Origin of the sequence: Pseudomonas sp. IT-196MI5, from assembly GCF_949767415.1 — a bacterium.
Lineage (GTDB): Bacteria > Pseudomonadota > Gammaproteobacteria > Pseudomonadales > Pseudomonadaceae > Aquipseudomonas.
Genome location: NZ_CATKPZ010000055.1, coordinates 122297 through 148881, shown reverse-complemented (window position 1 = coordinate 148881; position 26585 = coordinate 122297). Strand labels below are relative to the sequence as shown.

The following is a 26585-nucleotide window of genomic DNA, read 5'->3' as shown; positions in this document are numbered from 1 at the left end:
CAGCGGTTACAAACAGCCGCTCAACCGTACAACTGCGGCCTGCGGTCCCGATGCAAGTCATTACGCGCGCTGATGCGTTTGTTGCGCGCTTCTGCGAGGTTCAGGGTGGCCAGTAACATCTGCTCGCCACCCTGCTCCGCCGGCCCGGCCAACGGGTAGCCGTCGGCATCGACGATGACCGAACCCTGGACCCAGCCGACCCCACGTTCATGGCCATAACGATCGCAGGCGGCGATGAACATGCGGTTGACCGAGGCGTTGGCCTGCACCCGCAGCACTTCGGCCGGGCGCTCGGTCTGCGGCCGCGGACCGTCGGGCCAGTTGACCGGCGCGCACAACAGATCGGCCCCGGCCAGCGCCGGTAGACGCACCCACTCGGGGAATTCCAGGTCGTAGCAAATCAGCATGCCGAAGCGTCCATGCACCGTTTCGACCACCGGCGGTGGCGCATCGCCGGCCGTGAAGATGTCCTTCTCGGCATCCCACAGATGCGCCTTGCGGTACACCGCGCGCAGGCCGTTGGCGTCTATCATCGCCGCGCTGTTGGCCAGCTCATCACCGGGCAGGCGCTCGCAGAATCCGCCGACGATCACCAGGTTCAGCTCACGGGCCAACACCTGCCAAAGCTGCAATGCCGGGCCATCAGTGGTTTCCGCCAGCGACAGCGCCTCAAAGCGGTCGGTGAACAGGTAACCGCTCTGCACCAGCTCGGGCAGCACCACGACCTGGGCGCCCTGTAAGGCTGCCTGGCGAATCGCACGTTCGGTGAGCGTGCGGTTGTAGGCCAGGTCGCCGATTTTCGGTGCCAGTTGGCAACAGGCGACCACGGTATTTTTTACACGGCTCAACGCCCTGCCTCCGCAGATGAATGGGTCATGGCGACGATGTCGCTTTCACTCAGCGCATCGATCACCCGGCGTTCGGCGGCCAGATCAAGCGAGCGACTGAGCAGGTAATAGGTCAGGCCCGAAACCACCAGGCCCACCAGCCAGGCGATGTCCACGCCTTCCAGCACCCGCGCCAGCGGGCCAACGAAAACCTCTTTGCCGGCGGCGGCATCGAAGATGTAGAAGAACGGCACCATGGCGGCGAAGCCGATCAGGTACGAGACGATGCCGCGAAATTGCCAGGCGCCGTAGATGCCCTTCGGCGTGAAGAAGTGCGGGATCGCATAACGGCCCTTGCGCACGAAGAAGTAGTCCACCAGGTTGACGGCGGTCCACGGCACGAGGAAGTACAGCAACAGCACCAGGAAGGTGTTCAACAGCGCGATGCCGTCACCTTTGATCGACAGCACGCAGGTCAACACAATGACGCTGATCACACTGATCGACAGCACACGGGCACGGGGTGTCGGGGTGATTTTTTTGATCGAGTCGACACCGGTCAGCAGTGTCAGCATGGCGCTGTAGGTGTTGAGCGCGATGATCGGCAGGAAACCCGCCACCGAGACGATCACCAGCAGATTGCCCAGCCCCGGCACCATCGAGGAGCCGACCTGATTCAGCGCCACCAGCGCATCCGCCGCTTTCAGCTCCTGCGCCAGCCAGGCACCGAGGCCGATCATCCAGCTGCCGGACAACGAGGCGCCGATGAACACCGCCGCGATCAGTTTCGCCCGGCTGGTGTTTTTCGGCAGGTAACGGGAATAGTCAGACACGTAGGGCGCATAGGAGATGTTGTAGCTGGCACCGATGGCGAACAGCGTGGCGAAGGCCACCCAGTTGAAGCCCAGGTCGGTCGCCGGCGTGACGCCTTCCTGACCCGCACCGAACATCAGGGCGATGGTCACCAGTGCGTACAGCGGCAAGGTCGCCAGCAAGGCCCACTTGAAGGCCTTGTGCATCAAGTCGTGGCCGTAGATCGACAACAGCGCGCCGATCAGCACCACGGCCACGGCGACAAGGGTCGGATCAATACCGAACACATGTTCAAGGCCGTTCATGATCAGCGAAATGTTCACCACGTTGAAACCGACGAACACAAACATCGTCGCCATCAGCGCCAGGATCACCCCGCGATAGCCGAACTGGGCGCGGGACTGGATCATCTGCGGCAGGCCCATTTCCGGGCCCTGGGAGCCGTGGAACGCCATGAAGATGGTGCCGAACATGATGCCCAGGGCACCGGCGAGCATGGTCCACAGCGCCGACAAGCCGAGGCTCGGGCCGACAAAGCCGATGGAGATGGTGAAGAAGTGGAAGTTGCCGAGAAACCAGAATGGCCCCTGGCTGCTGAGTTTGGCGTGACGTTCGTTTTCCGGGATGTAGTCGATGGAGTGGCCTTCGATGGCCAACCCGCCGCTCGCCTCGGTGGCGTGCGCAGACACTGGGGAACCTGACATACGATTGTTCCTATGCTGTTGATTGTTATTTTTGTGGGTACAGCGCTCGCTACGACGTCCAGATCAGGTGAAACTCCAGAAATAAGCTGACGATGACGCTGGTTTCACAGCAATGTAGGGCGTGAGTTCCGGCAATAAAATATCGCAGGCACACTGTTCACATAGATCAGTATCTATGTAAGCGAGAATCGGGAGCCCCCATGCTGGGAACTGTAACGGAGCTGGATCTGCGTCTGATCCGGGTATTTCTGACCGTCGTCGAGGCGGGCGGCATCTCGGCGGCGCAAACCGCCCTCAACACCACGCAACCCACGATCAGCGCGCAGTTGGCGACGCTGGAAGCGCGGGTCGGTTTCCGTCTGTGCGAACGCGGGCGCGGCGGGTTTTCGGTAACGCCCAAAGGCACTCAGTTCATCGAGGCGGCCCGGCGCTTGCTGGCGGCGGCCGAAGGTTTCCGGGTCGAGGTGCAACACATCAACCGCAAAGTCTCGGGCAGCATCAACATCGGCCTGCTGGGGCAAATCGACCCGGTGGCGAACAAGAAAATCGGCCAGGCCATTGCCCGTTTGCGGGCGCGACACGAGGGGCTGTACTTCCATTTCACCGAACTGTCGTCGTCGCTGCTGGAAGAAAAAATCATCAACGGCCATATCGACCTGGCCATCGGTTACTTCTGGCATCGCTTGCCCGGCATCGATTATTTCCCGCTGTTCCCGGAAACCCAGATTGCCTACTGCGCGCCCTCGCATCCGCTGTTCGGGCAAGTCGGTGCACTGACCCGGGAGGATGTCAGCGGGTTTGACTGGGTCTGGCCGAGCCATCCACTGCCGGAAATGCCGGCCCCCACGTCCATCGAACGCCTGACCGTGCTCACCGACAGCATGGACGGCGCGGCCCTGCTGATCCTGTCCGGCCAGCACCTGGGGTTTCTGCCGCAGCACTACGCGACCCGTCATGAACAACTGGGGCAGTTGCATCCGCTGAATCCGGACCTGTTGCGCTATGAGGTGAGCTTTCATGCGGCCGTGCGGCATTCGGCGCGGCAGCGGGACCTGGTGAGTGCATTCCTGAATGAGCTGACGGAGATTTTCGGAGCGGTTTAGGTCCTGTGTGAGCGGTGGGTCAGCCAACCCGGTGCCGGCTGTAACGACGCCATCGCGAGCAAGCTCGCTCCCACAGGGGTTGGTGGGTGTACGCGACATCTGCAAGCGACCGAAATTACTGTGGGAGCGAGCTTGCTCGCGATAGCGGTGGGTCAGACGATATCAATGTTGAATGTGCTGGCCTCATCGCGAGCAGGCTCGCTCCCACAGGGGTTGGTGGGTGTACGCGACATCTGCAAGCGACCGAAATTACTGTGGGAGCGAGCTTGCTCGCGATGGCGGTGGGTCAGACGATATCAATGTTGAATGTGCTGGCCTCATCGCGAGCAAGCTCGCTCCCACAGGGGGTGGTGGGTGTACGCAAAATCTGCAAGCGACCGAAATTACTGTGGGAGCGAGCTTGCTCGCGATGGCGGTGGGTCAGACGATATCAATGTTGAATGTGCTGGCCTCATCGCGAGCAGGCTCGCTCCCACAGGGAAACAGGGTGGTTTCAGAAATGGATGTCTTTGGCCGGTATCACATCGATCCGCGCCACGGAACCGGTCAGGTGCGCCAGGTCCTTGTTGTGCTCGGCAATGATGTCTTCGGCGTTGAGGTTGCCGTTGTCGACGGTGGAATGGGCGTCGCCCGCCAGCACCACGTCGTAGCCCAGTTTCAGCGCCTGGCGCACGGTGGCATTGACGCAGTAATCAGTCTGCAGGCCGCAGATGACCAGGCGCTCGAAGTCCTCTTCCGGTAACAGTTTTTGCAGATTGGTCTGGTAGAACGAGTCCCCGGTGGTCTTGCGCACGCGATGGTCCTTGGGCGAGGTTTGCAGCCCTTCGGCCAGTTGCCAGCCGGCAGCGCCATGCGCCAGCGGGCTGCCGGTTTCTTCGTGCTGGATCAGTACCACGGGCGCTCCCGCCTTGCGCGCCCGGGCAGAAAGGTCATTGATGGTGTCGATAACCCGTCCGATCTCGAAACACTCATATTCACCGGAACACAAAGCCTGTTGAACGTCGATGATTAACAACGCAGTGGTCATGATGTCCTTCCTTGATATGCCGAGTGATCAGGGGACGAACATAAGCTCGTCCCCCTCCAGACACAACCCTCAATAACCCAGCGACAACCCGGTGTTACGCCGTGGGTCATTCGCCCCGTAGAAACGGTTCTTGCCGACCGGTTTGCCGCCCAGGGATGGCGCGCCGACCAGGATCGCCGCCAGGTGGTTGGGATCCTGTGGACCGGCGAACTTGTGCCCCCAGCTTTCGAGGATTTTCACCGTGTCCGGGCTGGTGGTGAAAGCTTCCAGGTTGGTTTCCTCCGGCAGCCACTGCTGGTGGAACCGCGGTGCATCCACCGCTTCCTGGATGTTCATGCCGTAGTCGATCACGTTGAGCATGGTCTGCAAGGTCGCGGTGATGATCCGGCTGCCACCCGGCGTACCGACCACCATCACCACTTTGCCGTCCTTGGTGACGATGGTCGGGCTCATGGACGACAACGGCGCCTTGCCGGGCGCGATGGCGTTGGCCTCGCCCTGCACCAGGCCGTACATGTTCGGCACGCCGATTTTCGAGGTGAAGTCGTCCATTTCATCGTTGAGGATGACCCCGGTCTTGCTCGCCATCACGCCGGCACCGAACCAGTCGTTGAGGGTATAGGTCACCGACACCGCGTTACCCCATTTGTCGACGATGGAGTAATGGGTGGTGTTGTTGCCTTCATGGGGCGCTACACCGGGCTTGAGTTCGCTGGATACCGCGGCTTTTTGTGGTTTGATCGCTTCGCGCAGCTTGGTCGCGTAGTTCTTGTCCAGCAGATGGGCAATCGGGTTCTTCACGAAATCCGGGTCACCCAGGTAGCTGTTGCGGTCCACATAGGCGTGGCGCATCGCTTCGATCTGATAGTGCATGCCCTGGGCCGAGTGGTAGCCCAGATCCTTCATCGGATAGCCTTCGAGGATGTTCATGATCTCGCAGATCACCACGCCGCCGGAGCTCGGCGGCGGTGCCGAGACCACGTGGTAGCCACGGTAGTCGCACTCGATGGGCGCCAGTTCGCGGGTCTTGTATTTGTCGAGGTCGGCCTGGGTGATGATGCCCTTGTTGGCCTGGCTTGAGGTGACGATGGCATCGGCCACCCAACCTTTATAGAAACCGTCGGTGCCTTTCTCGGAGATCTCCCGCAGGGTCTTGCTCAGGTCCTTTTGCACCAGTTTCTGGCCGACCTGCATCGGCTCGCCTTTGCTCAGGAAGATCGAGCCGGAATCCTTCATGTCCTTTTTGAACATGTCGGTGGCGTAGTCCAGCAGATCGACGTCGCCCTGCTCCAGCACAAAGCCGTCTTCAGCCAGCTTGATGGCCGGGGCGATGATTTCCTTGCGCGGTTTGGTGCCGTATTTGGACAGCGCCAGTTCCATGCCCGAAACGGTGCCCGGCACGCCCACGGCCAGGTGGCCACGGGTACTCAGATCGGGAACGACGTTGCCCTCCTTGTCCAGGTACATGTTGGCGGTAGCGGCCAGCGGGGCTTTTTCACGGAAGTCGAGGAAGGTCTTGCGCCCGTCCGCCAGTTGAATGGTCATGAAACCGCCGCCGCCGAGGTTGCCTGCCGCGGGGTACACCACCGCCAGTGCATAGCCGACCGCGACCGCCGCATCCACGGCGTTGCCGCCTTTCTTCAGCACATCTACGCCCACATGGCTGGCCAGGTGCTGGGCCGTGACCACCATGCCGTTTTCCCCGGTAGCCGGAGCCACAGAGGCGGCGTGAGCAGTCAGGCAGCTGAGTGCCAATGAGGTCGCAATCAGCGACTTGGCAAAAGGTTCGTACTTCATCAGTCGGTCTCTTCTTGTTATTGAACAGGGGAACGTTTCGAAAACCGTAGGCAAGTATGGTCGGGTTTACGTATTGCGCCTCCCCGTCGAGGCAGTATCCTTAACGCCTGTTCAGCAATTTTGCGCGAGCCCTGGCATGACCTATACCTGCACCACCGTGGCTTCACCCGTGGGCCAGTTGAAGCTGGTGGCGAACGGCTCGCGACTGGCGGCCATCCTCTGGGAAAACGACAAACCCGGCCGGGTGCGCCTCGGTCCGATGAACGAAGCGCCGGACAACCCGATCCTGGTGCGCACGGCTGCGCAGTTGCGAGAATATTTTTCCGGCACTCGCGATCGCTTCGAACTGGAACTGGATTTTGCCGGTACGGAATTTCAGAAGAAGGTCTGGACGGCGCTGCTGACCATCCCGTTCGGCGAGACCCGCAGCTACAGCCAGATCGCCGAACAGATCGGCAACCCGGCGGCGGTCAGGGCGGTGGGTGCGGCGAATGGCAAGAACCCGATCTCGATCGTGGCGCCGTGTCACCGGGTGATTGGTGCGTCGGGCAAGCTCACCGGGTTTGCCGGGGGGCTTGAGGCGAAGGAGTTGTTGCTGACGCTCGAAGGTGGTGAGTGGTCAGGGGCGAGCCGTATGGATGACCTGTTTTAACGGAACACCGCTTTTGTGGCGAGGGGGCTTGCCCCCGTTGGACCGCGAAGCGGTCCCAAATCCATACATCCCCTGTATTCCAGAAAGGTCGCGTTCTCCGTTTTTTACGACTGCTACGCAGCCGGACGGGGGCAAGCCCCCTCGCCACAAGGGAATGTCTGCACCATAGAGTCAGGTTGGGGCGAAGAGGTTTTTCATCGCCGCATACTGCAACAGCATGATGGTCTTGGCGTCGCAGATTTCGCCACGGTAAAACGCTTCAAGCGCATCCTCGAACGCCCACTCCAGCACTTCCAGCTCTTCGGTTTCCGCCTCCAGCCCGCCGCCGGCGCTGACTTTCGAGGTCGCATCGTATTCAGCGATGAAAAAGTGCAGCTTTTCCGTCACCGAACCCGGGCTCATGTAGGCCTCGAACACCTTCTGCACATGGTGCACGCGGTAACCGGTCTCTTCCTCGGCTTCATCGCGGATGCGGTCTTCAGGCGCCGCGCCTTCCAGCAGCCCCGCCGCCACTTCGATCAACAGGCCATCGTGACCATTGACGAACACCGGCAAGCGAAACTGCCGGGTCAGTACCACGGTTTTCTTTTTGCGGTTGTACAAGAGAATCGCCACGCCGTTGCCCCGGTCGTAGACCTCCCGCGTCTGGCGTTGCCACTCGCCGTTATTGCGGCGGTAATCGAAGGTGACTTTCCTGAGCAGGTACCAGTCGTGGGACAACACCTGAGACTCAAGGATGTTGACTCGCTCGGCTGTGTTCGACATGACAACGCGTCCTGTTATTAGTCTGAGGGTCCACATGTTAAGTGAAAACGGACGGCCTTTGCCCCCCTCAGGCAAGCTGCGCGTTGGCGACGGTTCAACTTTTCCGGGGATGGAACAATCGCTGCGACCGGGATAGGCTGCGGTTTCAATGCCATATGGATATAGCCATGAACCTGCGTATCGAACTGTCGCAAAACCCCACGGAAGAACAACGCCTGGCCATCCTCCAGCCATTGCGCGCGTACAACGGCTCGAAAGCCGAAGGCAACGTGCCTGAGCACATCGCCTTGCTGGTGCGCGACGACAACGACGAGATCCTTGGCGGCCTGCATGGCCGATTGTTTTACCAGTGGCTGTACATCGACTTGCTGGTGGTGCCGGAACAGGCCCGGGGACAGGGCCTGGGTTCGAAACTGATGCAGATGGCCGAGGACCTGGCGCGGGAACGACGCTGCGTCGGGCTGTGGCTCGACACCTTTGAATTCCAGGCGCCGGACTTCTACAAGAAATGCGGCTACAGCGAGATCGGCCACATTGCCGATTACCCGCCGGGGCACAAGCACTTCTTCTTCCAGAAGCGCCTGAATTACTGACTCGACACAAAACCTGTGGGAGCGAGCTTGCTCGCGATGGCGTCAGGTCAGTCGACATCTATGTTGAAGACATTCCGCTATCGCGAGCAAGCTCGCTCCCACAGGGGGGTTGCGCTAGCCATCAGATCACAGGCAAGTCGCCAACGCCGCCAACCGGCGCTTGGCCACGAAGTCGTCCTTCTGTGCGTAGTAGCTCAACACCGTGCCTGAGGCATCGGTGGTCACGTCGACGAAAGACTCCGCCGAACGGGTGTAAACGGTCGTGCCGCCCTTATCCCCTGGTTGCAAATAGGCAGCGGCATCGACGCCGAACACGGCCTCGTCCTGCCAGGAAAACTGCACGCACTGGGCGACGTCTTTGGCCGGTTTTTCCGAGTTCAGGGTCTTGTATGGGGCCTTGGTGCGGGCGTCGTTCATCGCCGAGCCGGCGCATCCCGCCAGCAACGTCACGGCCAGCGCCACCATCAGAATTCGCATTGCATTCACTCATCAGGAAAAAGCGGACTTTATCACCCTGGCAGGCCGTATCGTTCTGCTTTACTGCATTTATACCGCGACAGCGCGCAACGATTCGCGCACCCTGTCGCGCCAATAACGCCGCATCGCCCCCCTGACTGGAAATCTGATGACACCTAATGCCGAGTTCTACAAACCGAGCACTGAATATGCCGACAAGCTGATCAGCCAGATCGGTCAGACGCCTTCCTGGATCGCCAAGAGAATCGGCGTCACCGACAAGCGGATTCGCTACATCCTCGACGGCGAAAGAACCGTCAAAGGCGAAACCACGCCGATCCAGATGACCTACACCGAACAGTTTGCCCTCGAATGCCTGGCAGCTGCGGCCAAGGCCAGCAAGAAGCAGTCTTTGTAACCCCCACTCAAGGAGTGACCATGGCGGCAACCGAGCAACAATATGAACAGGCACTGAAGCGGTTTCTCGACGAACGCCCCGAGTTGCGCCACGACCTCGATCATCTCAACCCGTTGCTGGCCCAGGTCAAGGGCGAAACCCCGGCGCAGTACCGTGACGAACGCTTGCATGAGGCCTTCGAAGCCGAGGCAGAACGGCTAGGATTGTTCGCCTGGGAACTGACCCTCAAATTGACCGCCGCCACCCCTCTGGACTATGAGGCCCAGCGCCTTGAAGTACACCGAGAAGTCGCGGAAATGGCCGGGATGGATTGGCTGGAGTATTGCGACCTGTACGGGATAGAACCGCAACCGCGTTCAAGTCCGCACTGAGCGGTGTCCTCCAGGCCGTCATCGCGGGCAAGCCCGCTCCCACAGTTGATCGTGTTTATCTGGAAAGACTCGGTCCCCTGTGGGAGCGGGCTTGCCCGCGAAGAGGCCCGCACAGACAACATCACTTTAGCCGCCCCGCCGATAAAGCATTATCATGGCCGCAGTTTCGCTGATCGAGTGCACCATGAAGTTCGCCATCGCCGTGTTTTGTGCCGCCCATGCGCCCTCCTCGCGCCGCGCCTTGCTGTTCGCCCAAGCGGCGCTGGCCGGCGGGCATGAGATTGTCCGGCTGTTTTTCTACCAGGATGGCGTCTACAACGCGTCCGGCAGCGTGGTCACGCCCCAGGATGAACTGGACTTGCCCAGGCACTGGCGCACCTTTGTCAGCGACCATCGACTCGATGGCGTGGTGTGCATCGCCGCCGCGCTGCGTCGTGGCGTGTTGAACGAGGAAGAGGCCAGGCGCTATCAGCGCGAGGCGGTTGCCGTCGGTGCACCGTGGGAGTTGTCCGGCCTGGGCCAATTGCATGATGCAACGCAGGATGCCGACCGCTTGATCTGTTTCGGAGGCGCATGACATGGCCAAATCCTTGTTGATCATCAGCCGCCAGTCGCCCTGGTCCGGCCCGGGCGCGCGGGAAGCACTGGATATCGTGCTGGCCGGGGGTGCCTTCGATCTGCCGATTGGCCTGTTGTTTCTCGATGACGGCGTATTCCAGCTGGCCGCCGGTCAGAACGCCAAGGCCTTGCAACAGAAAGACCTGAGCGCCAATCTGCAAGCCCTGCCGATGTTCGGTGTCGAGGAACTGTTCGCCTGCGGCGACAGCATCACCCAGCGCGGCCTCGACCCCAGCGGCCTGTCGCTGGAAGAAGCCCAGGTGTTGGCCACCCATGAAATCACCGCCCTCATTGACCGTTACGACCAGGTGATCACCCTCTGATGTCGACTTTGCATGTGTTGTCTCATTCCCCGTTCGGCGACGAACGCCTGACCAGTTGCCTGCGCGTGATCGGGGCCAACGACGGGTTGCTGCTGTCCGGAGATGCCGCCTATGCGTTGCAGCCAGGCACCGCACCGTTCACGACACTCAGCGCACGCGGCCTGAAGCTGTTCGTCCTGGCTGAAGATGCCCAGGCCCGTGCGCTTGCGGTTCCAGACTGGGCCCGCGCCATCGATTACCCGGCCTTCGTCGAACTGTCGATTCACTACGACAAGGTCAACAGTTGGCTATGAATGCATTGACGGTCGGCGCCCGCGCCATCGAACTGGACAAGGACGGTTTCCTGGTCGAACTGAGTGACTGGTCAGCCGATGTCGCCAGCGCCCTGGCGGCTGCCGAAGACATTGAGTTGACGCCCGAACACTGGGAAGTCCTCGAATTGCTGCGCAGTTTCTACGCCGAGTTCCAGCTGTCGCCGGCCACCCGTCCGCTGATCAAGTACACCGCCCTGAAACTCGGCCCGGAAAAAGGCAACAGCCTGCACCTGAACCGACTGTTCAAAGGCACTCCCGCCAAACTCGCCGCGAAACTGGCGGGCCTGCCCAAACCGACGAATTGCTTATGACTGATTACCCAGCATTGACACTCGAAACACCCGCCGAGCATCCGTTCGCCCAGTTCGTGCGGATCCTTGGCAAAGGCAAACGCGGCGCCCGTGACCTGACCCGGGTCGAGGCCCGCGAGGCCATGGGCATGGTGCTCGATGAAAAGATCGAGCAAACCCAACTCGGCGCATTCCTGATGCTGTTGCGGCACAAGGAAGAAAGCGCGCAAGAGATGGCGGGCTTCACCGAGGCCTTGCGCGAACGCCTGAATCCTCCGGCGCTGGCGGTGGATCTGGATTGGCCGACCTACGCCGGCAAAAAACGCCATCTGCCGTGGTATCTGCTGGCCGCGAAGTGCCTGGCGCAAAACGGCGTGCGGATTTTCATGCACGGCGGCGGTGCCCACACGGCCGGCCGCTTGTACAGCGAGCAACTGCTGGGCGAATTGAACATCCCGCTGTGCCGCAACTGGCAACAGGTCGGCTCGGCACTGGATAACGGCGGGCTGGCGTTCATGCCACTGATGGACTGGGCGCCACAACTGCAACGCATGATCGACCTGCGCAACACCCTGGGCCTGCGCTCGCCAATCCACTCGCTGGCGCGGATTCTCAATCCGCTGGGCGCGCGTTGCGGCCTGCAGAGCATTTTCCACCCTGGCTATCAGGCCGTGCATCGCGACGCCAGTGGACTGCTCGGTGATACCGCCATCGTGATCAAGGGCGATGGCGGCGAAATCGAGATCAACCCGGACGCCGACAGTCACCTGTACGGTACGAGCGGGGGCGAGAGCTGGGATGAGGAATGGCCGCAGCTGTCCGCGCAGCGTCACGTCAAACCCGCATCGCTCGATCCCGAGCACTTGAAAGCGGTGTGGCGTGGCGACGCGGTCGACAGCTACCCGCAAATGGCCCTGATCTCGACCATGGCCTTGGCCCTGCGTGGCCTGGGCCAGAGCCGCGAACAGGCCTTCGAAACCGCTGAAAAATACTGGGCCGCGCGGGACAAATCGATTTAATCGATAATTTACGCCCGATCTTTGCGCTTTTTGTTCGAACTCATCGGAATAGACTCAACCCCAACGATTATGGGTTTCGGGAGTCTTGAACATGGGTTTGTTAGTGGATGGCCGCTGGCAGGACAAGTGGTACGAAAGCAGCAAGGACGGTGCGTTCCAGCGTGAACAGGCGCAGCGTCGCAACTGGTTGACCGCTGACGGAAAGCCCGGACCGACCGGCGTCGGCGGTTTTGCGGCCGAACCGGGGCGCTATCACCTGTACGTGTCCCTGGCCTGTCCGTGGGCCCATCGCACGCTGATCCTGCGTAAACTCAAAGGCCTCGAAAACCTGATCGACGTTTCGGTGGTCAGTTGGTTGATGCTGGAAAACGGCTGGACCTTCGACCAGAACCTGGGTTCGACCGGCGACAAGCTCGATCACTTCGACTTCATGCACCAGCGCTACACCGCCGACACCGCCGACTACACCGGCCGCGTCACCGTACCGGTACTGTGGGACAAACAGCAAAAGCGCATCGTCAGCAATGAATCATCGGAAATCATCCGCATGTTCAATAGTGCCTTCGACGATTTGACCGGTAACGACCTGGACTTCTACCCGGCGCCGCTGGGCGGTGAGATCGATGCGTTGAACGAGCGGATTTATCCGGCGGTGAACAATGGCGTGTACCGCGCCGGGTTTGCCACATCACAACTGGCTTATGAAGAAGCGTTCGATGATGTGTTTGCCGAGCTGGACCGACTGGAGCTGCTGCTGGGTGCCAACCGTTACCTGGCGGGCGAGTACCTGACCGAAGCGGACATTCGCCTGTTCACCACGCTGATTCGCTTCGATGCGGTGTACTACGGGCACTTCAAGTGCAACCTGCGGCGGATTGCCGATTATCCGAATCTGTCGAACTGGCTACGCGAGATCTATCAGTGGCCGGGGGTGGCCGAGACGGTGGACTTCACCCACATCAAGAACCACTACTACGCCAGCCACCGCACCATCAACCCGACGGGTGTGGTGCCGAAAGGGCCGGCCCAGGACTTCACCGCGGCCCATGATCGGGAGCGGTTGAGCGGGAAAGGGGTTTGGCGCAAGGCCTGAGCACTTCAGTGTCATTGAAGGCCCCATCGCGAGCAGGCTCGCTCCCACATTGGATCTGTGTCGCACACAAATCCCTGTGGGAGCGAGCCTGCTCGCGAAGGGGGCAACTCGATCTTCAGACCTGCCCCTGAGCCCCTTCAAACCACGCCAGTTTCTCGCGCAGTTGCACCACTTCACCCACGATCACCAATGTCGGCGCATGCACTTCATGCTCCGCCACCAGTCGTGGCAGGTCCGCCAGGGTGCCGGTAAACACTCGCTGATTGACCGTGGTGCCCTGCTGGATCAACGCTGCCGGGGTATCGGCACCGCGACCATGCTTGATCAACTGCTCGCAGATGATCGGCAAGCCCACCAGCCCCATGTAGAACACCAGGGTTTGCGCCGGGGCCACCAGATCAGCCCAGGGCAAATCGGTGGAGCCGTCCTTCAGGTGCCCGGTGACAAAGCGTACCGACTGCGCATAATCGCGGTGAGTCAGCGGAATCCCGGCGTAGGCCGCACAACCGCTGGCCGCCGTGATCCCCGGCACGACCTGGAACGGGATGCCCTGGGCCGCCAGCTCTTCGATCTCTTCACCACCACGACCGAAGATGAACGGGTCACCGCCCTTCAATCGCACCACACGCTTGCCTTGCCTGGCCAGATCCACCAATTGCTGGTTGATCTGATCCTGTGGCACCGCGTGATCGGCACGGCGCTTGCCGACGTAAACCCGCTCGGCGTCGCGACGGCACAGTTCGATAATCGCCGGCGCCACCAGGCGGTCGTACAGCACCACGTCGGCTTGCTGCATCAGACGCAGTGCCTTGAACGTCAGCAGATCGGGGTCACCCGGCCCCGCGCCCACCAGATAGACCTCACCGGTAGCCACTGGTGCTTCGCCATCGATTTTCGCCTGCAACAACCGCTCGGCTTCACCGCCCTGTCCGGCCAGTTGCCGGTCGGCAATCGGGCCCTGGAAAACATCTTCCCAGAACGCCCGACGCTGCTGCACATCGGGAAACAGGCCTTTGACCTGATGACGGAAACGCGCCGCCAGACCAGCCAGGTGACCGTAGGTGGAAGGAATCCAGGTTTCGATCCTGGCGCGGATCAAGCGTGCCAGCACCGGCGCATCGCCGCCGCTGGACACTGCAATGATCAGCGGAGAACGGTCGACGATGGCCGGGAAGATCACGCTGCACAGGGCCGGCGCGTCCACCACGTTGACCGGCACGCAACGCCGATGGGCATCGGCGGAGACTTGTGCGTTCAGCGCCTCGTCGTCGGTGGCGGCAATGATCAGCCCGCAACCGTCCAGGTCCGTTTCGGCGTAGCCACGCAACAGGCACTCGCCACCGCTGCCGGCAACCAGTTCGCGCAGTTGTGCTTCGATTTCAGGTGCAACCACCCGCAGCAGCGCACCGGCATCGGCCAGCAGACGGGATTTGCGCAAGGCAATCTCCCCCCCACCGACGACCAACACACGACTGCCGCGAAGGTTGTGAAACAGCGGCAGATACTTCATTTAGCCGATGACCTCAAGGCCGCCCATGTACGGCTTCAGCACGTCCGGTACGCGGATCGAACCGTCAGCCTGCTGGTAGTTTTCCAGCACCGCGACCAGGGTACGACCCACGGCCAGGCCGGAGCCGTTCAGGGTGTGCACCAGTTCCGGCTTGCCGGTTTCCGGGTTGCGGAAACGCGCTTGCATGCGACGGGCCTGGAAGTCGCCGCAGTTGGAGCACGACGAGATTTCGCGGTACTTGTCCTGGCTCGGGATCCACACTTCCAGGTCGTAGGTCTTGACCGCGCTGAAGCCCATGTCGCCGGTGCACAACGCCAGGGTGCGGTAAGGCAGTTCCAGCAGTTGCAGGACTTTCTCGGCGTTGGCGGTCAGGCCTTCCAGCGCTTGCATCGACTGCGACGGCTCGACGATCTGCACCATCTCGACTTTGTCGAACTGGTGCTGGCGGATCATGCCGCGGGTGTCGCGACCCGATGCGCCGGCTTCACTGCGGAAGCACGGCGTGTGGGCGACGAATTTGATCGGCAGCAGTTTCGAGTCGACGATTTCGCCGGCGACGATGTTGGTCAGCGACACTTCGGCGGTCGGGATCAGGTACAGATCAGCCTCGCCTTCGCGCGCGATCTTGAACAGGTCTTCTTCGAACTTCGGCAACTGACCGGTGCCTTGCAGCGCTGGGGCCTGGACCAGATAAGGCGTGTAGGCCTCTTCGTAGCCGTGCTCGGTGACGTGCAGGTTGATCATGAACTGCGCCAGGGCACGGTGCAGACGGGCAATCGGACCGCGCAGCAGGGCAAAACGGGCGCCGGACAGCTTGGCGGCGGTTTCGAAGTCCAGCCAGCCGAACTTCTCGCCCAGGGCCACGTGGTCCTGAACCGGGAAATCGAAGGCCGTCGGCGTGCCCCAGCGGCGCACTTCGACGTTGCCGTCTTCGTCTTCGCCGACCGGCACGGATTCGTGCGGCAAGTTAGGAATACCCAGCAGGATCGAGTCCAGCTCGCTCTGGATCGCGTCCAGTTCGACTTTGCCAGTGCTCAATTCGCCCGCCATGCGCTCGACGTCCGCCATCAGCGGCGCGATGTCCTCACCGCGCTGCTTGGCCTGACCGATGGATTTGGAACGCGCATTACGTTCAGCCTGCAGTGCTTCGGTGCGGGTCTGGACGGTCTTGCGCTGTTCTTCCAGCGCTTCGATGCGCGCAACATCCAGGGCATAGCCACGGGATGCCAGGCGGTCCGCTACGTCCTGAAGGTTGCTACGTAACAGTTTGGAATCGAGCATGTCGGTTTCTCGTTTATCAAAGTTTGGTCAAGGACAGGCCGGCCCAGGTGGCAAGCAGCCCGCCGAATACGCTGAGCGCCGCATAGCCCAGGGCCAGCGGCACCTGCCCGCTTTCCAGCAGGCGCACCGTATCCAGTGAAAAGGATGAAAAAGTCGTCAGCCCCCCGAGGAAGCCAACGATCAACCCGGCGCGAATCTCAAAAGGCACCTCCGGGCGTATCAAAAACAGACCGTATAGAACACCGATCAGCAAACAGCCCACGATATTAACGGCCAGCGTCGCGGTATAGAAGTGCCGTGGCCAATTCGCGTTGATCCAGTTGCCCGCGGCAAAGCGCAACAGAGTGCCGGCCATCCCGCCGACGGAAACCGCAACGATCGCTGGAAGCACTATTTTCTCCGCTGCCGGGGGCTTGAACGGTCGAGTTTCGCCAGGTGATTGAGCTTTTCGCCGATCTTCAATTCCAGGCCACGGGGCACGGGCTGATAGAACGGGATCGGGTCGAGTTCTTCCGGGAAATAGTCTTCTCCGGCAGCGTAGGCATCCGGCTCATCGTGGGCATAACGGTATTCATCGCCGTAGCCCAGTTGTTTCATAAGCTTGGTCGGCGCGTTGCGCAGGTGCAGCGGCACTTCCAGCGAGCCGTGTTCGGCGGCGGCGCGCAGTGCGGTCTTGAAGCCCATGTACACCGCGTTGCTTTTCGGCGCGCAAGCCAGATAGGTGATGGCCTGGGCCACTGCCAGTTCGCCTTCGGGGCTGCCGAGGCGCTCCTGCACTTCCCAGGCCGCCAGGCACAGGCTCAGGGCGCGCGGGTCGGCATTGCCGATGTCTTCGCTGGCCATGCGCACCACGCGCCGGGCCAGGTACAACGGGTCGCAACCGCCGTCGATCATTCGCGCAAACCAGTACAGCGCTCCATCGGGGTTGGAGCCACGCACCGATTTATGCAACGCGGAGATCTGGTCATAGAACGCTTCGCCGCCCTTGTCGAACCGCCGGCGAGTATCGCCGAGCAGGCTTTGCAGCAGATCAGTGCCGATCTCGCTGTTGTCCTCGGCCAGGTCCGAGGCGTTTTCCAGCAAGTTGAGCAAACGCCGACCGTCGCCATCGGCGGCCGACAGCAGCATCTGGAAGCCTTCGTCGCTGAGGGTCAGGTTGCGCTTGCCCAGGCCACGCTCTTCGGTCAGTGCGCGCTGTACCAGTTTGCGCAGGGCCGCTTCGTCGAGGCTCTTGAGCACATAGACGCGCGCCCGGGAGAGCAAGGCGTTGTTGAGTTCGAACGAGGGGTTTTCCGTGGTCGCGCCGATGAAAATCAGCGTGCCGTCCTCGACATAGGGCAGAAAAGCATCCTGTTGGGACTTGTTGAAGCGATGCACTTCGTCGACGAACAGGATGGTACGGCGGCCGTACTGCGCCGCCTGCTGCTTGGCGATTTCCACCGCCTGACGGATCTCCTTGACCCCGGCCAGCACCGCCGAGACCGTTTCGAAGTGCGCATCCGAAACTTCCGCGAGCAACCGCGCCAGGGTGGTTTTGCCCACGCCCGGCGGGCCCCAGAAAATCATCGAATGCAGGGCACCCTGCTCCAGCGCTTCGCGCAAGGGCTTGCCGCGAGCGAGCACGTGTTCCTGACCGACGTACTCGTCCAGGTTGGCCGCGCGCAGACGGGCGGCCAAGGGCTGGGCAATGGGGGTGCTGCGAAACAGGTCCATGACGTACTGTTAAAACCTCGGGTTATTTAATACCTGCGCCAAAACGCTGACCCTGTGGGAGCGAGCTTGCTCCGGGCGGCGCTCCGACGATTACGACATCACATTCAACATCTATGTCGACTGACCCGACGCTATCGCGAGCAAGCTCGCTCCCACAGGTTTTGAGTCAGCCGGTTATTCCTGAATTACATCGGCCCCCTTGGGGATGTCGAACTTGAACTTGGACGCTGGCACTGCTTCGTTGGCCTTCACCCCGGTGAACAGGATATTGGTCCGCTGGCCGACGCTGTCGATCAGTTGCATGTCGTTGAGCAGACCGTTGCGGAACGACAGACGCAGGTTGTCGAACAGAGTGTCCTTGGTTTTCGGCTTCAAGGTGAAGTCGATCACGCCACCCGCCTCTTTCGCGGTGATGTCGAAACTCTGGCTGATCTTCGACACGTCACCGGACAACAGCAGAGCCGGGGTCTGGGTCAGACGCTCGTCCAGCTTCTTGATCGTCGCCTGCTCCAGATCCGGATCCCACAGAGTGACTTTCTTGCCGTCGGATACCATGGTCTGCTCGGCCGGCGCATTAGTGTGCCAGTAGAACAGGCCCGGGCGCTGCAGTGTCATGTCGCCGCTGGTTTCCTGTAACTGGGTGCCGCTGCCGTCGAGGGTCAGCTGCGAAAAGTTGGCCGTCAACGTCTTGGATTTTTCCAGCAGTTGGGTCAAGCGCGCCACGTCCTTGTCATCGGCGTTAGCCTGGAGCGTGGTCAAAGCCAGTACCGGCAGCAACAGCATGCGGATCAGACGCATGGGAGTCCTCATAACATTCGTGGGAGTGCGGGCGACGCCAATGGGCGCCACCCCTTTCATGCTCGGGTCAGTCGCGCACCGGGCCCGGGGCCAGGACTTCACGCGAACCGTTGGTGTTCATGGACGTCACGACCCCGGCCATTTCCATGGCTTCAATCATGCGCGCGGCGCGGTTGTAGCCGATCTTCAGCTTGCGCTGAACCGCGGAAATGGAGGCGCGACGGCTTTCCAGCACGAACTGCACGGCTTCATCGTACAGCGCGTCGGCCTCGGGATCGTCACCGTCGCCGCCACCGCTGCTGCCTTCGAAGCCACTGCCCGCCTCTTCGACACCATTGAGGATGTCGTCGTTGTATTCCGGCGCGCCCCGCAGCTTCCAGGCTTCCACCACGCGGTGAACCTCATCGTCGGACACGAATGCACCGTGCACACGAATCGGCAGGCTGGTGCCCGGCGGCATGTACAACATGTCACCGTGGCCCAGCAGCTGTTCGGCACCGCCCTGGTCGATGATGGTCCGCGAGTCGATCTTGCTCGATACCTGGAACGCCATGCGGGTCGGAATGTTGGCCTTGATCAGACCGGTGATCACGTCTACCGACGGACGCTGGGTCGCAAGAATCAGGTGGATACCGGCCGCCCGCGCCTTCTGGGCGATACGGGCGATCAGTTCTTCAACCTTTTTGCCGACGATCATCATCATGTCGGCGAATTCGTCGACCACCACCACGATCGTCGGCAGCTTTTGCAGGAGCGGCGCTTCGTCGTGGATGCTTTCGCGCTTGTACAGCGGATCGCTCAACGGCTCGCCGGCGTCCTGCGCCTCCTTGACCTTGGCGTTGAAGCCCGACAGGTTTCGCACCCCCATCTTGGCCATCAGCTTGTAGCGCCGCTCCATTTCGGCGACGCTCCAGCGCAGAGCGTTGGCGGCGTCCTTCATGTCGGTGACCACCGGGCACAGCAGGTGCGGAATGCCTTCGTAGATCGACAGTTCGAGCATTTTCGGGTCGATCATGATCAGCTTGGCGTCTTCCGGGCCGGACTTGAACAGGATCGACAAAATCATCGCGTTCACACCCACCGACTTACCGGAACCGGTGGTACCGGCCACCAGCAAGTGCGGCATTTTCGCCAGGTCAGTGATGACCGGCTTGCCGCCGATGTCATGGCCCAGGGCCAGGGTGACCGGGGATTTGAAGTTGTCGTACTCGGGGGTCGACAACACCTCGGAGAAACGCACGATCTGCCGGTCTTCGTTGGGAATCTCGATACCGACCGTGGTCTTGCCAGGAATCACTTCCACCACGCGCACGCTGGTCACGGCCAGGGAACGGGCCAGGTCTTTGGCCAGGTTGGAAATGCGGCTGACCTTGACGCCGGCCGCCGGCTGGATTTCGTAACGGGTAATCACCGGACCCGGGTGAATCGAATCCACCGTGACTTCAACGCCGAATTCCTTGAGCTTGATTTCCAGCAGGTGGCCAACCGCCGCGAGGGATTCAGGCGAGTAATTGAGTTGTTTCTTTTCCGCGGGATCGAGAATCGAGATTGGCGGCAAGGTGCCTTCCACGGCACTGTCGACGAACAGCGGCGCCTGTTTCTCTTTTTCGACACGTTTGCTCGGCGCGACGGGCTTTGGCGGCGCGGGCGCAATCACCGGCGGCACCTGTTTCTCGCGCTCGGACATGTGCTTGCTCAGGGCTTGCTCACGCTCGATCAGGCGTTCCTTGACCTTGGCTTGCTCGCGTTTGTCGGTGACGGTCGGCGCAACCACCTCATCCATGCGGTCGTCGACTTCACGCAGCTGGGCGACCAGCCGTTTGCGCTCGGTACGGGCCGCCCACCAGCGATTGGCCGCGCCCTGGAACAGTTCGAACAGGTCGAGGGTGATCTTGCCGGTGATGTCCATGACTTTGAACCACGACAGGTCGGTAAACACGGTCAGACCGAACAGGAACAGCGCGATGAACAGCAGCGTGCTGCCCTGGATATTCAGGGCGTTCCTGGCCAGGTCGCCGAGGCTTTCGCCCAGCGCACCGCCCGCACCGGCCGGCAAACCGGTCGCGGCATGAAAATGGATATGAGCCAGAGCGGCACCCGACAGCACCAGGAACACCAGGCCGATCAGGCGCCAGGAGAACAGCCAGCCGCTCCACTGCCACGGTTCGTGACGCTGGCGGAAGATCTGGTACGCCTTGATGGCCAGCAGCAAAGGGAAGATGTAGGCGAAGTAACCCAGCACCATGAACAGGATGTCGGCGCTGTAGGAGCCCGCTGGACCGCCGAAGTTTTGCACATCGTCGATCTTGCTGTTATGACTCCAGCCCGGATCGTCCTTGCCATAGGTCAACAAGGCCATCATCAGGAACAGGCACAAGGCACCGATGGCGATCAGCGCACCTTCCTTGAGTCGGTAGTGCAAGTGCTGGCGCCAGAGCGGAACGACGGCTGGTTTAGGTGCTGCGGTGGATTTCTTCAAAACGCTTCTTTTCCTGCGCCAATGGCGCGTCCATCTGGTGAATGTCTATAAAAACTGCCAAAAAACTACCCAATCCAGGCAGGTAAAAAAGTTAACACGCGTAACCGGGACTACTTTTAACACTGCGCCCCGGCTTTTATAAACACGGCGCGCACTGAATATAGGTAACACGCAGGGCATTGTACGGGTTTGTACGCACGACGCCATGCTTGAGCCCCTTGGGTGTAGCATAGTCAACAGCACATGACATGCCGTTCAATTTGAGCATGCATTCTCTTTTGTGACAAAGGCTTATGAGGTGTTTTTATGAGCGAAGCGAAGCATTCACGCCTGATTATCCTGGGCTCCGGCCCCGCCGGTTACAGCGCAGCCGTTTATGCCGCCCGCGCCAACCTCAAGCCCGTTGTCATTACCGGCATACAGGCAGGTGGCCAGCTCACCACCACCGTCGAGGTGGATAACTGGCCAGGCGACGTCGAAGGCCTGACCGGACCGGTGCTGATGGACCGCATGCAAAAACACGCCGAGCGCTTTGCCACCGAGATCATTTACGACCACATCCATACCGCCAAGTTGCAACAACGGCCGTTCGAACTGATCGGCGATGGCGCAACTTACACCTGCGACGCACTGATCATTGCCACCGGCGCTTCTGCGCAATACCTGGGGCTGCCGTCGGAAGAAAGGTTCGCTGGCAAAGGGGTTTCAGCATGCGCGACCTGTGATGGATTTTTCTATCGCAATCAAGTGGTTGCGGTGGTCGGCGGCGGTAATACCGCGGTCGAGGAAGCTTTGTACCTGTCGAACATCGCCAAGGAAGTGCACCTGATCCATCGGCGCGACAAGCTGCGCTCGGAGAAGATCCTCCAGGACAAACTCTTCGAAAAGGCCGCCAACGGCAATGTACGCCTGCACTGGAACCAGAATCTGGATGAAGTGCTCGGCGATGCCAGCGGCGTGACCGGCGCCCGCCTGCGGGACAGCCACACCGGCGAAACCAGAGAACTGCCACTGGCCGGGGTGTTTATCGCCATCGGCCATAAACCCAACACCGACCTGTTCACAGGCCAACTGGAGATGCGCGACGGGTATCTGCTGGTCAAGGGTGGCAGCGAAGGCGATGCCACCGCTACGGCGATTGCAGGTGTATTTGCCGCCGGCGATGTGGCCGACCACGTTTATCGCCAGGCCGTTACGTCTGCCGGGGCCGGTTGCATGGCGGCGCTGGACGCCGAAAAATACCTCGACGACATTCCTGTCGTTTGAAGGCAAACTTTACGGCGGGCCAACACCCGCCACTGCCCTCCCCTTCTGCAAGCCCGGATGCCATGCTGACTTGGTTACAACGCAACACCCTGCATTTCCCACCGCTGGAAAAGGCCATGCGCGACCCCAACGGGCTTCTGGCTGCCGGTGGCGATCTGTCCGCCGATCGGCTGATCCTGGCCTATCGCCACGGCTGCTTTCCGTGGTTTTCCGAAGGCCAGCCGATTCTCTGGTGGTCGCCGGATCCGCGCACGGTTTTGTTTCCCGACGAACTGCACGTCTCGCGCAGCCTGAACAAACTGCTGCGCCAGCAACGCTATCAAGTGACCTTTGACCAGGACTTCGCCGCCGTCATACGTGCCTGTGCAGCCCCCCGGGAGTACGCCGACGGCACCTGGATCACCGAAGCCATGCAGGACGCCTACATCGAGCTGCACAGGCGTGGACACGCGCACTCGGTGGAAGTGTGGGACGGGGATGAACTGGTCGGCGGGTTGTATGGCCTGGCAATGGGCCAGCTGTTTTTCGGCGAGTCCATGTTCAGCCTCGCTGACAACGCCTCTAAATTCGGTTTTGCCACACTGGTGCGGCATCTGAAAGACTCGGGCTTCGCGCTGATCGATTGCCAGATGCCTACCGACCACCTGCACAGCCTGGGCGCCCGGGCGATTGCGCGCCGCGAGTTTGCCGATTATCTGGCCAGGCACCTTGACCAACCCAACACCGCCACCTGGGTTTGCTGAGCGACTTTTGCCCGTGTGGCTTACACTTATTCAAAAGCACTATCCGAGGGTTGATCATGACCGAGTTGGCGCGTTTGAAGTTCTATGCCACTCAGCCGCACTCTTGCAGTTATCTGCCCGATGAGCAGGCCACAACCCTGTTCCTCGACCCTAGTCAGCCCATGGATGTGCATGTCTATGCAGACCTGTCGGAGATGGGGTTTCGTCGCAGTGGCGACCATCTCTACCGACCGCATTGCCAGAACTGCAATGCCTGCGTTCCGGCGCGTATTCCCGTGGGACAGTTCACACCCAACCGGCAACAGAAACGCATCTTCAAGCGCAACGCGGATTTGCAGGTGCGCCCCGCCAAGCCCCGCTTCAACGAAGAGTACTTCGACCTTTACCAGCGCTATATCGAACAGCGTCACGCCGATGGCGACATGTACCCGCCAAGTCGCGACCAGTTTTCGACATTCCTGGTGCGGGACCTGCCGTTTTCGCGTTTTTATGAGTTTCGCCTGAACGGCCGGCTGCTGGCCGTCGCCGTCACCGATTTACTGCCGAACGGTCTTTCGGCGGTCTACACCTTCTACGAGCCCGCCGAAGAGCGTCGCAGCCTTGGGCGCTACGCAATCCTCTGGCAAATCGCCGAGGCCGGCCGGCTGGGGCTGGAGGCGGTCTACCTCGGCTACTGGATCAAAAACTGCAAAAAGATGAACTACAAGACTCAATATCGCCCCATTGAGTTGCTGATTAATCAGCGCTGGGTGGTTCTAAACTAGAGCCAGCCCTAAACCCCTTGGCTTAAACCCCACTTTTCGGGCACAATGCACGCCGCTTTTGCCTGGCGCAGTTGCACCGGGCCATTCATTGGACACCGAGGGCTTTACTGCATGTCGAAAGAAGACAGCTTCGAAATGGAAGGCACTGTCGTCGACACCCTGCCCAACACCATGTTTCGTGTGGAGTTGGAAAATGGGCACGTCGTAACCGCGCACATCTCCGGCAAGATGCGCAAGAATTACATCCGTATTCTTACCGGCGACAAAGTGCGCGTCGAGCTGACGCCCTATGACTTGAGCAAAGGGCGCATCACTTACCGCGCTCGCTAATCAGGTCAATACAAGACGCCCGGCTTATGCCGGGCGTTTTTGTTTGTCTGCGATTAGCGACCACAACACAAAACCCTGTGGGAGCGAGCTTGCTCGCGATGGCGTCAGCTGATCCAACATTGATGCAAGCTGATGCACCGCTATCGCGAGCAAGCTCGCTCCCACAGGTTTTGATGTGCATTTTGCAGACAACAAAAAAGCGCCTCTCGGCGCCTTTTTGTTTTGCTTCTGAACGTCAGGCCATTTCGGCCGTGGTCTCGAACTCGAAGGTCAGCTCGCCGTCCTTGATGTCGATGTGCACCACACCGCCATGTTCGGCCAGTTCGCCAAAGAGAATCTCCTCCGCCAGCGGACGCTTGATCTTGTCCTGGATCAGGCGAGCCATTGGGCGAGCACCCATCGCCGCGTCGTAACCACTTTCGGCCAGCCAGCTGCGGGCTGCATCGGTGACTTCCAGCAACACACGCTTGTCTTCCAACTGCGCCTGAAGCTCGGTAAGGAACTTGTCCACCACGCTCTTGATGACCTCATGACTGAGGCGACCAAACTGGATGATGGTGTCCAGACGATTGCGGAATTCCGGCGTGAAGCTCTTCTTGATCACTTCCATCGCATCGGAAGAGTGATCCTGATAGGTGAAGCCGATCGAAGCGCGGGCTGCAGTCTCGGCACCGGCGTTGGTCGTCATGATGACGATCACGTTACGGAAATCCGCCTTGCGCCCATTGTTATCGGTCAACGTACCGTGATCCATGACCTGCAACAGCAGGTTGAAGACTTCCGGATGCGCCTTCTCGATCTCATCGAGCAACAGCACACAGTGTGGCTGCTTGGTGATGGCTTCGGTCAGCAGACCACCCTGATCGAACCCGACATACCCTGGAGGCGCACCGATCAGACGCGATACGGTGTGGCGCTCCATGTATTCGGACATGTCGAAGCGAATCAGCTCGACGCCCAACGCCTTGGCCAACTGACGTGCCGCTTCGGTTTTACCGACACCGGTCGGCCCTGCGAACAGGAACGAACCGACAGGCTTGTCAGGGGATTTGAGGCCGGCACGGGACAGTTTGATCGCGGTAGCCAGCGAATCGATCGCGGCATCCTGACCGAACACGGTCAATTTCAGGTCACGCTCGAGGTTACGCAGCAGCTCTTTATCGGAGCTGGTGACGTGTTTTGGCGGAATCCGTGCAATCTTCGCAACGATGTCCTCGACCTGAGGCACTTCGATGCGTTTAACGCGCATTTCCACCGGCTGCAGACGCTGATAGGCACCCGCCTCATCAATGACATCGATGGCCTTGTCCGGCATGTGCCGATCATTGATGTAACGCGAAGCCAGCTCGGCAGCCGCGCGCAGGGCTTCATCACTGTATTCGATATTGTGATGAAGCTCGAAACGCCCCTTCAGCCCGCGCAGAATGCCAATGGTGTCTTCCACGGAAGGCTCCGACACATCGACCTTCTGGAAGCGCCGGGCCAAGGCACGGTCCTTCTCGAAGATGCCGCGGAACTCCTGGAAGGTGGTCGAACCGATGCAACGGATATCACCGGACGACAGCAGCGGCTTGAGCAGGTTCGAGGCATCCATGACACCACCGGACGCGGCACCCGCACCAATGATGGTGTGGATCTCGTCGATGAACAGGATCGCCTGTGGACGTTTTTTCAGCTCATTGAGCAACGCCTTGAAGCGCTTCTCGAAATCGCCACGATACTTGGTACCGGCCAGCAAGGCACCCAGGTCAAGGGAGTAAACCACGCTGCTGGCCAGCAGGTCCGGCACCTGGTTGTCGACAATGCGTTTGGCCAGGCCTTCGGCAATCGCGGTTTTACCCACGCCCGCCTCGCCCACCAGCAGCGGATTGTTTTTGCGCCGACGCGCGAGGATCTGCGCGACACGCTCGACCTCCAGCTCACGCCCCACCAACGGATCGATACGACCCTGGCGCGCCAGCTCATTGAGGTTGCTGGCATAAGCATCCAGGGGATTACCCGAGGAAGAAGACTCACCACCCTCGTCGTCCTGCATATCTTGCTCACCTTCAGAGTGATCGCCATGCCCCGGCACCTTGGAAATGCCGTGGGCGATGTAGTTGACGACATCTATACGGGCAACGCTCTGCTGTTTCAGCAGGAACACTGCCTGACTCTCTTGCTCACTGAAGATCGCGACCAGCACGTTGGCACCGGTCACTTCGCGTTTGCCCGAGCTCTGTACGTGAAACACAGCACGCTGCAGGACACGCTGGAAGCCCAGGGTTGGCTGGGTTTCGCGATCCTCGTCATGCACGGGGATCAATGGCGTGGTGGAGTCGATGAACTCCTGCAGGTCATGCTTGAGTTTGTCGAGGTTTGCGCCACATGCACGCAAAACGGTGGCGGCAGCCTCATTGTCCAATAGGGCCAGCAAGAGGTGTTCGACGGTCATGAATTCATGACGCTTCGAACGGGCTTCCTTGAAGGCAAGATTGAGGGTGACTTCGAGCTCGCGGTTTAACATAGCTTCACCTCA

At 60.6% G+C, this 26585-nt stretch carries 28 protein-coding genes; 15 read left to right on the top strand and 13 right to left on the bottom strand.

Features of this window, described 5'->3' with window-relative positions:
- Window positions 1-20: 20 nt before the first annotated feature.
- Window positions 21-848, bottom strand: a complete 828-nt coding sequence (locus tag ACM6IK_RS23350) for a nitrilase family protein (RefSeq protein WP_414876186.1) — start codon at window positions 846-848, stop codon at window positions 21-23.
- Window positions 845-2344, bottom strand: a complete 1500-nt coding sequence (locus ACM6IK_RS23345) for a purine-cytosine permease family protein (RefSeq protein WP_414876185.1) — start codon at window positions 2342-2344, stop codon at window positions 845-847. Before ACM6IK_RS23345 ends, ACM6IK_RS23350 begins: the two co-directional genes overlap by 4 nt.
- 200 nt (window positions 2345-2544) lie before the next feature.
- Between ACM6IK_RS23345 and ACM6IK_RS23340 the strand changes: the two genes are divergently transcribed.
- A complete protein-coding gene (locus ACM6IK_RS23340) occupies window positions 2545-3447 on the top strand; it encodes a LysR family transcriptional regulator (protein ID WP_414876184.1) in 903 nt (300 codons plus the stop codon).
- Window positions 3448-3940: 493 nt separating this feature from the next.
- On the opposite strand, the gene ACM6IK_RS23335 is transcribed toward ACM6IK_RS23340, so the two are convergent.
- Complete coding sequence (locus ACM6IK_RS23335; protein ID WP_414876183.1) at window positions 3941-4474, bottom strand: cysteine hydrolase family protein; 534 nt, start codon at window positions 4472-4474, stop codon at window positions 3941-3943.
- Between the two features lie 69 nt (window positions 4475-4543).
- Window positions 4544-6271, bottom strand: a complete 1728-nt coding sequence (gene ggt, locus ACM6IK_RS23330; RefSeq protein WP_414876182.1) for a gamma-glutamyltransferase — start codon at window positions 6269-6271, stop codon at window positions 4544-4546.
- Between the two features lie 136 nt (window positions 6272-6407).
- Here ggt and ACM6IK_RS23325 point away from each other — a divergent pair, with 136 nt between their 5' ends.
- Complete coding sequence (locus ACM6IK_RS23325) at window positions 6408-6923, top strand: methylated-DNA--[protein]-cysteine S-methyltransferase (RefSeq protein WP_414876181.1); 516 nt, start codon at window positions 6408-6410, stop codon at window positions 6921-6923.
- 171 nt (window positions 6924-7094) lie between these two features.
- Here ACM6IK_RS23325 and ACM6IK_RS23320 read toward each other — a convergent pair whose 3' ends face one another.
- Window positions 7095-7688, bottom strand: coding sequence for an NUDIX domain-containing protein (locus ACM6IK_RS23320; protein WP_414876180.1), 594 nt, complete (start codon window positions 7686-7688; stop codon window positions 7095-7097).
- A gap of 167 nt (window positions 7689-7855) precedes the next feature.
- Here ACM6IK_RS23320 and ACM6IK_RS23315 point away from each other — a divergent pair, with 167 nt between their 5' ends.
- The gene (locus ACM6IK_RS23315) at window positions 7856-8281 is read left to right on the top strand and encodes a GNAT family N-acetyltransferase (protein ID WP_414876179.1); all 426 of its coding nucleotides are present in this window, start codon (window positions 7856-7858) and stop codon (window positions 8279-8281) included.
- 126 nt (window positions 8282-8407) lie between these two features.
- On the opposite strand, the gene ACM6IK_RS23310 is transcribed toward ACM6IK_RS23315, so the two are convergent.
- The gene (locus ACM6IK_RS23310) at window positions 8408-8758 is read right to left on the bottom strand and encodes a hypothetical protein (protein ID WP_414876178.1); all 351 of its coding nucleotides are present in this window, start codon (window positions 8756-8758) and stop codon (window positions 8408-8410) included.
- Window positions 8759-8906: 148 nt separating this feature from the next.
- Here ACM6IK_RS23310 and ACM6IK_RS23305 point away from each other — a divergent pair, with 148 nt between their 5' ends.
- The 8 genes from ACM6IK_RS23305 (at window position 8907) to ACM6IK_RS23270 (ending at window position 13183) form a co-directional block, all read left to right on the top strand.
- Complete coding sequence (locus ACM6IK_RS23305) at window positions 8907-9155, top strand: hypothetical protein (protein ID WP_414876177.1); 249 nt, start codon at window positions 8907-8909, stop codon at window positions 9153-9155.
- A 20-nt stretch (window positions 9156-9175) separates the two neighbouring features.
- A complete protein-coding gene (locus tag ACM6IK_RS23300; RefSeq protein WP_414876176.1) occupies window positions 9176-9526 on the top strand; it encodes a DUF6388 family protein in 351 nt (116 codons plus the stop codon).
- A gap of 184 nt (window positions 9527-9710) precedes the next feature.
- Window positions 9711-10103 (top strand): sulfurtransferase complex subunit TusD, encoded by a 393-nt coding sequence (gene tusD, locus ACM6IK_RS23295; RefSeq protein ID WP_414876345.1) that lies wholly within the window; start codon window positions 9711-9713, stop codon window positions 10101-10103.
- A 1-nt stretch (window position 10104) separates the two neighbouring features.
- The gene (gene tusC / locus ACM6IK_RS23290) at window positions 10105-10467 is read left to right on the top strand and encodes a sulfurtransferase complex subunit TusC (RefSeq protein ID WP_414876175.1); all 363 of its coding nucleotides are present in this window, start codon (window positions 10105-10107) and stop codon (window positions 10465-10467) included.
- Entirely contained in the window at window positions 10467-10760 is a 294-nt protein-coding gene (tusB, locus tag ACM6IK_RS23285) for a sulfurtransferase complex subunit TusB (RefSeq protein ID WP_223453995.1), read from the top strand. Before tusC ends, tusB begins: the two co-directional genes overlap by 1 nt.
- A complete protein-coding gene (locus ACM6IK_RS23280; protein WP_046037873.1) occupies window positions 10757-11092 on the top strand; it encodes a TusE/DsrC/DsvC family sulfur relay protein in 336 nt (111 codons plus the stop codon). The genes tusB and ACM6IK_RS23280 overlap by 4 nt, the downstream gene beginning before the upstream one ends.
- On the top strand, window positions 11089-12090 hold the full coding sequence (locus tag ACM6IK_RS23275; protein ID WP_414876174.1) for a glycosyl transferase family protein: 1002 nt from the start codon (window positions 11089-11091) through the stop codon (window positions 12088-12090). Before ACM6IK_RS23280 ends, ACM6IK_RS23275 begins: the two co-directional genes overlap by 4 nt.
- Before the next feature lie 91 nt (window positions 12091-12181).
- On the top strand, window positions 12182-13183 hold the full coding sequence (locus tag ACM6IK_RS23270; RefSeq protein WP_414876173.1) for a glutathione S-transferase family protein: 1002 nt from the start codon (window positions 12182-12184) through the stop codon (window positions 13181-13183).
- A gap of 115 nt (window positions 13184-13298) precedes the next feature.
- Here the strand turns inward: ACM6IK_RS23270 and cysG are convergent, their stop codons facing one another.
- The 6 genes from cysG to ACM6IK_RS23240 form a co-directional block, all read right to left on the bottom strand.
- Window positions 13299-14693, bottom strand: a complete 1395-nt coding sequence (gene cysG, locus ACM6IK_RS23265) for a siroheme synthase CysG (protein ID WP_414876172.1) — start codon at window positions 14691-14693, stop codon at window positions 13299-13301.
- Window positions 14694-15974, bottom strand: coding sequence for a serine--tRNA ligase (gene serS, locus ACM6IK_RS23260; RefSeq protein ID WP_414876171.1), 1281 nt, complete (start codon window positions 15972-15974; stop codon window positions 14694-14696).
- A 16-nt stretch (window positions 15975-15990) separates the two neighbouring features.
- Window positions 15991-16365, bottom strand: coding sequence for a fluoride efflux transporter CrcB (crcB, locus tag ACM6IK_RS23255; protein ID WP_223461591.1), 375 nt, complete (start codon window positions 16363-16365; stop codon window positions 15991-15993).
- Entirely contained in the window at window positions 16365-17687 is a 1323-nt protein-coding gene (locus tag ACM6IK_RS23250; RefSeq protein WP_223549777.1) for a replication-associated recombination protein A, read from the bottom strand. The genes crcB and ACM6IK_RS23250 overlap by 1 nt, the downstream gene beginning before the upstream one ends.
- A gap of 174 nt (window positions 17688-17861) precedes the next feature.
- A complete protein-coding gene (gene lolA, locus ACM6IK_RS23245; RefSeq protein ID WP_414876170.1) occupies window positions 17862-18485 on the bottom strand; it encodes an outer membrane lipoprotein chaperone LolA in 624 nt (207 codons plus the stop codon).
- Window positions 18486-18552: 67 nt separating this feature from the next.
- Window positions 18553-20964, bottom strand: coding sequence for a DNA translocase FtsK (locus ACM6IK_RS23240; protein ID WP_414876169.1), 2412 nt, complete (start codon window positions 20962-20964; stop codon window positions 18553-18555).
- A gap of 306 nt (window positions 20965-21270) precedes the next feature.
- Between ACM6IK_RS23240 and trxB the strand changes: the two genes are divergently transcribed.
- From trxB to infA, 4 genes are all read left to right on the top strand, one after another.
- The gene (trxB, locus tag ACM6IK_RS23235) at window positions 21271-22230 is read left to right on the top strand and encodes a thioredoxin-disulfide reductase (RefSeq protein ID WP_414876168.1); all 960 of its coding nucleotides are present in this window, start codon (window positions 21271-21273) and stop codon (window positions 22228-22230) included.
- Between the two features lie 62 nt (window positions 22231-22292).
- A complete protein-coding gene (aat, locus tag ACM6IK_RS23230; protein WP_414876167.1) occupies window positions 22293-22973 on the top strand; it encodes a leucyl/phenylalanyl-tRNA--protein transferase in 681 nt (226 codons plus the stop codon).
- 56 nt (window positions 22974-23029) lie between these two features.
- The gene (locus tag ACM6IK_RS23225) at window positions 23030-23737 is read left to right on the top strand and encodes an arginyltransferase (RefSeq protein ID WP_414876166.1); all 708 of its coding nucleotides are present in this window, start codon (window positions 23030-23032) and stop codon (window positions 23735-23737) included.
- Window positions 23738-23848: 111 nt separating this feature from the next.
- A complete protein-coding gene (gene infA / locus ACM6IK_RS23220) occupies window positions 23849-24067 on the top strand; it encodes a translation initiation factor IF-1 (protein WP_002553999.1) in 219 nt (72 codons plus the stop codon).
- 235 nt (window positions 24068-24302) lie between these two features.
- On the opposite strand, the gene clpA is transcribed toward infA, so the two are convergent.
- On the bottom strand, window positions 24303-26573 hold the full coding sequence (clpA, locus tag ACM6IK_RS23215) for an ATP-dependent Clp protease ATP-binding subunit ClpA (protein ID WP_414876165.1): 2271 nt from the start codon (window positions 26571-26573) through the stop codon (window positions 24303-24305).
- Window positions 26574-26585: the final 12 nt, after the last annotated feature.

What these genes read in the sequence shown, in the direction of transcription:
- clpA (WP_414876165.1), bottom strand. Translation starts at nt 26,573, where the DNA reads ATGTTAAACCGCGAGCTCGAAGTCACCCTCAATCTTGCCTTCAAGGAA.
- ggt (WP_414876182.1), bottom strand. Translation starts at nt 6,271, where the DNA reads ATGAAGTACGAACCTTTTGCCAAGTCGCTGATTGCGACCTCATTGGCA.
- ACM6IK_RS23325 (WP_414876181.1), top strand. Translation starts at nt 6,408, where the DNA reads ATGACCTATACCTGCACCACCGTGGCTTCACCCGTGGGCCAGTTGAAG.
- ACM6IK_RS23300 (WP_414876176.1), top strand. Translation starts at nt 9,176, where the DNA reads ATGGCGGCAACCGAGCAACAATATGAACAGGCACTGAAGCGGTTTCTC.
- serS (WP_414876171.1), bottom strand. Translation starts at nt 15,974, where the DNA reads ATGCTCGATTCCAAACTGTTACGTAGCAACCTTCAGGACGTAGCGGAC.
- aat (WP_414876167.1), top strand. Translation starts at nt 22,293, where the DNA reads ATGCTGACTTGGTTACAACGCAACACCCTGCATTTCCCACCGCTGGAA.
- ACM6IK_RS23315 (WP_414876179.1), top strand. Translation starts at nt 7,856, where the DNA reads ATGAACCTGCGTATCGAACTGTCGCAAAACCCCACGGAAGAACAACGC.
- ACM6IK_RS23340 (WP_414876184.1), top strand. Translation starts at nt 2,545, where the DNA reads ATGCTGGGAACTGTAACGGAGCTGGATCTGCGTCTGATCCGGGTATTT.
- ACM6IK_RS23335 (WP_414876183.1), bottom strand. Translation starts at nt 4,474, where the DNA reads ATGACCACTGCGTTGTTAATCATCGACGTTCAACAGGCTTTGTGTTCC.
- ACM6IK_RS23270 (WP_414876173.1), top strand. Translation starts at nt 12,182, where the DNA reads ATGGGTTTGTTAGTGGATGGCCGCTGGCAGGACAAGTGGTACGAAAGC.
- ACM6IK_RS23280 (WP_046037873.1), top strand. Translation starts at nt 10,757, where the DNA reads ATGAATGCATTGACGGTCGGCGCCCGCGCCATCGAACTGGACAAGGAC.
- infA (WP_002553999.1), top strand. Translation starts at nt 23,849, where the DNA reads ATGTCGAAAGAAGACAGCTTCGAAATGGAAGGCACTGTCGTCGACACC.
- ACM6IK_RS23225 (WP_414876166.1), top strand. Translation starts at nt 23,030, where the DNA reads ATGACCGAGTTGGCGCGTTTGAAGTTCTATGCCACTCAGCCGCACTCT.
- lolA (WP_414876170.1), bottom strand. Translation starts at nt 18,485, where the DNA reads ATGCGTCTGATCCGCATGCTGTTGCTGCCGGTACTGGCTTTGACCACG.
- ACM6IK_RS23310 (WP_414876178.1), bottom strand. Translation starts at nt 8,758, where the DNA reads ATGCGAATTCTGATGGTGGCGCTGGCCGTGACGTTGCTGGCGGGATGC.
- ACM6IK_RS23345 (WP_414876185.1), bottom strand. Translation starts at nt 2,344, where the DNA reads ATGTCAGGTTCCCCAGTGTCTGCGCACGCCACCGAGGCGAGCGGCGGG.
- tusC (WP_414876175.1), top strand. Translation starts at nt 10,105, where the DNA reads ATGGCCAAATCCTTGTTGATCATCAGCCGCCAGTCGCCCTGGTCCGGC.
- ACM6IK_RS23275 (WP_414876174.1), top strand. Translation starts at nt 11,089, where the DNA reads ATGACTGATTACCCAGCATTGACACTCGAAACACCCGCCGAGCATCCG.
- ACM6IK_RS23250 (WP_223549777.1), bottom strand. Translation starts at nt 17,687, where the DNA reads ATGGACCTGTTTCGCAGCACCCCCATTGCCCAGCCCTTGGCCGCCCGT.
- cysG (WP_414876172.1), bottom strand. Translation starts at nt 14,693, where the DNA reads ATGAAGTATCTGCCGCTGTTTCACAACCTTCGCGGCAGTCGTGTGTTG.
- trxB (WP_414876168.1), top strand. Translation starts at nt 21,271, where the DNA reads ATGAGCGAAGCGAAGCATTCACGCCTGATTATCCTGGGCTCCGGCCCC.
- ACM6IK_RS23305 (WP_414876177.1), top strand. Translation starts at nt 8,907, where the DNA reads ATGACACCTAATGCCGAGTTCTACAAACCGAGCACTGAATATGCCGAC.
- tusB (WP_223453995.1), top strand. Translation starts at nt 10,467, where the DNA reads ATGTCGACTTTGCATGTGTTGTCTCATTCCCCGTTCGGCGACGAACGC.
- ACM6IK_RS23320 (WP_414876180.1), bottom strand. Translation starts at nt 7,688, where the DNA reads ATGTCGAACACAGCCGAGCGAGTCAACATCCTTGAGTCTCAGGTGTTG.
- tusD (WP_414876345.1), top strand. Translation starts at nt 9,711, where the DNA reads ATGAAGTTCGCCATCGCCGTGTTTTGTGCCGCCCATGCGCCCTCCTCG.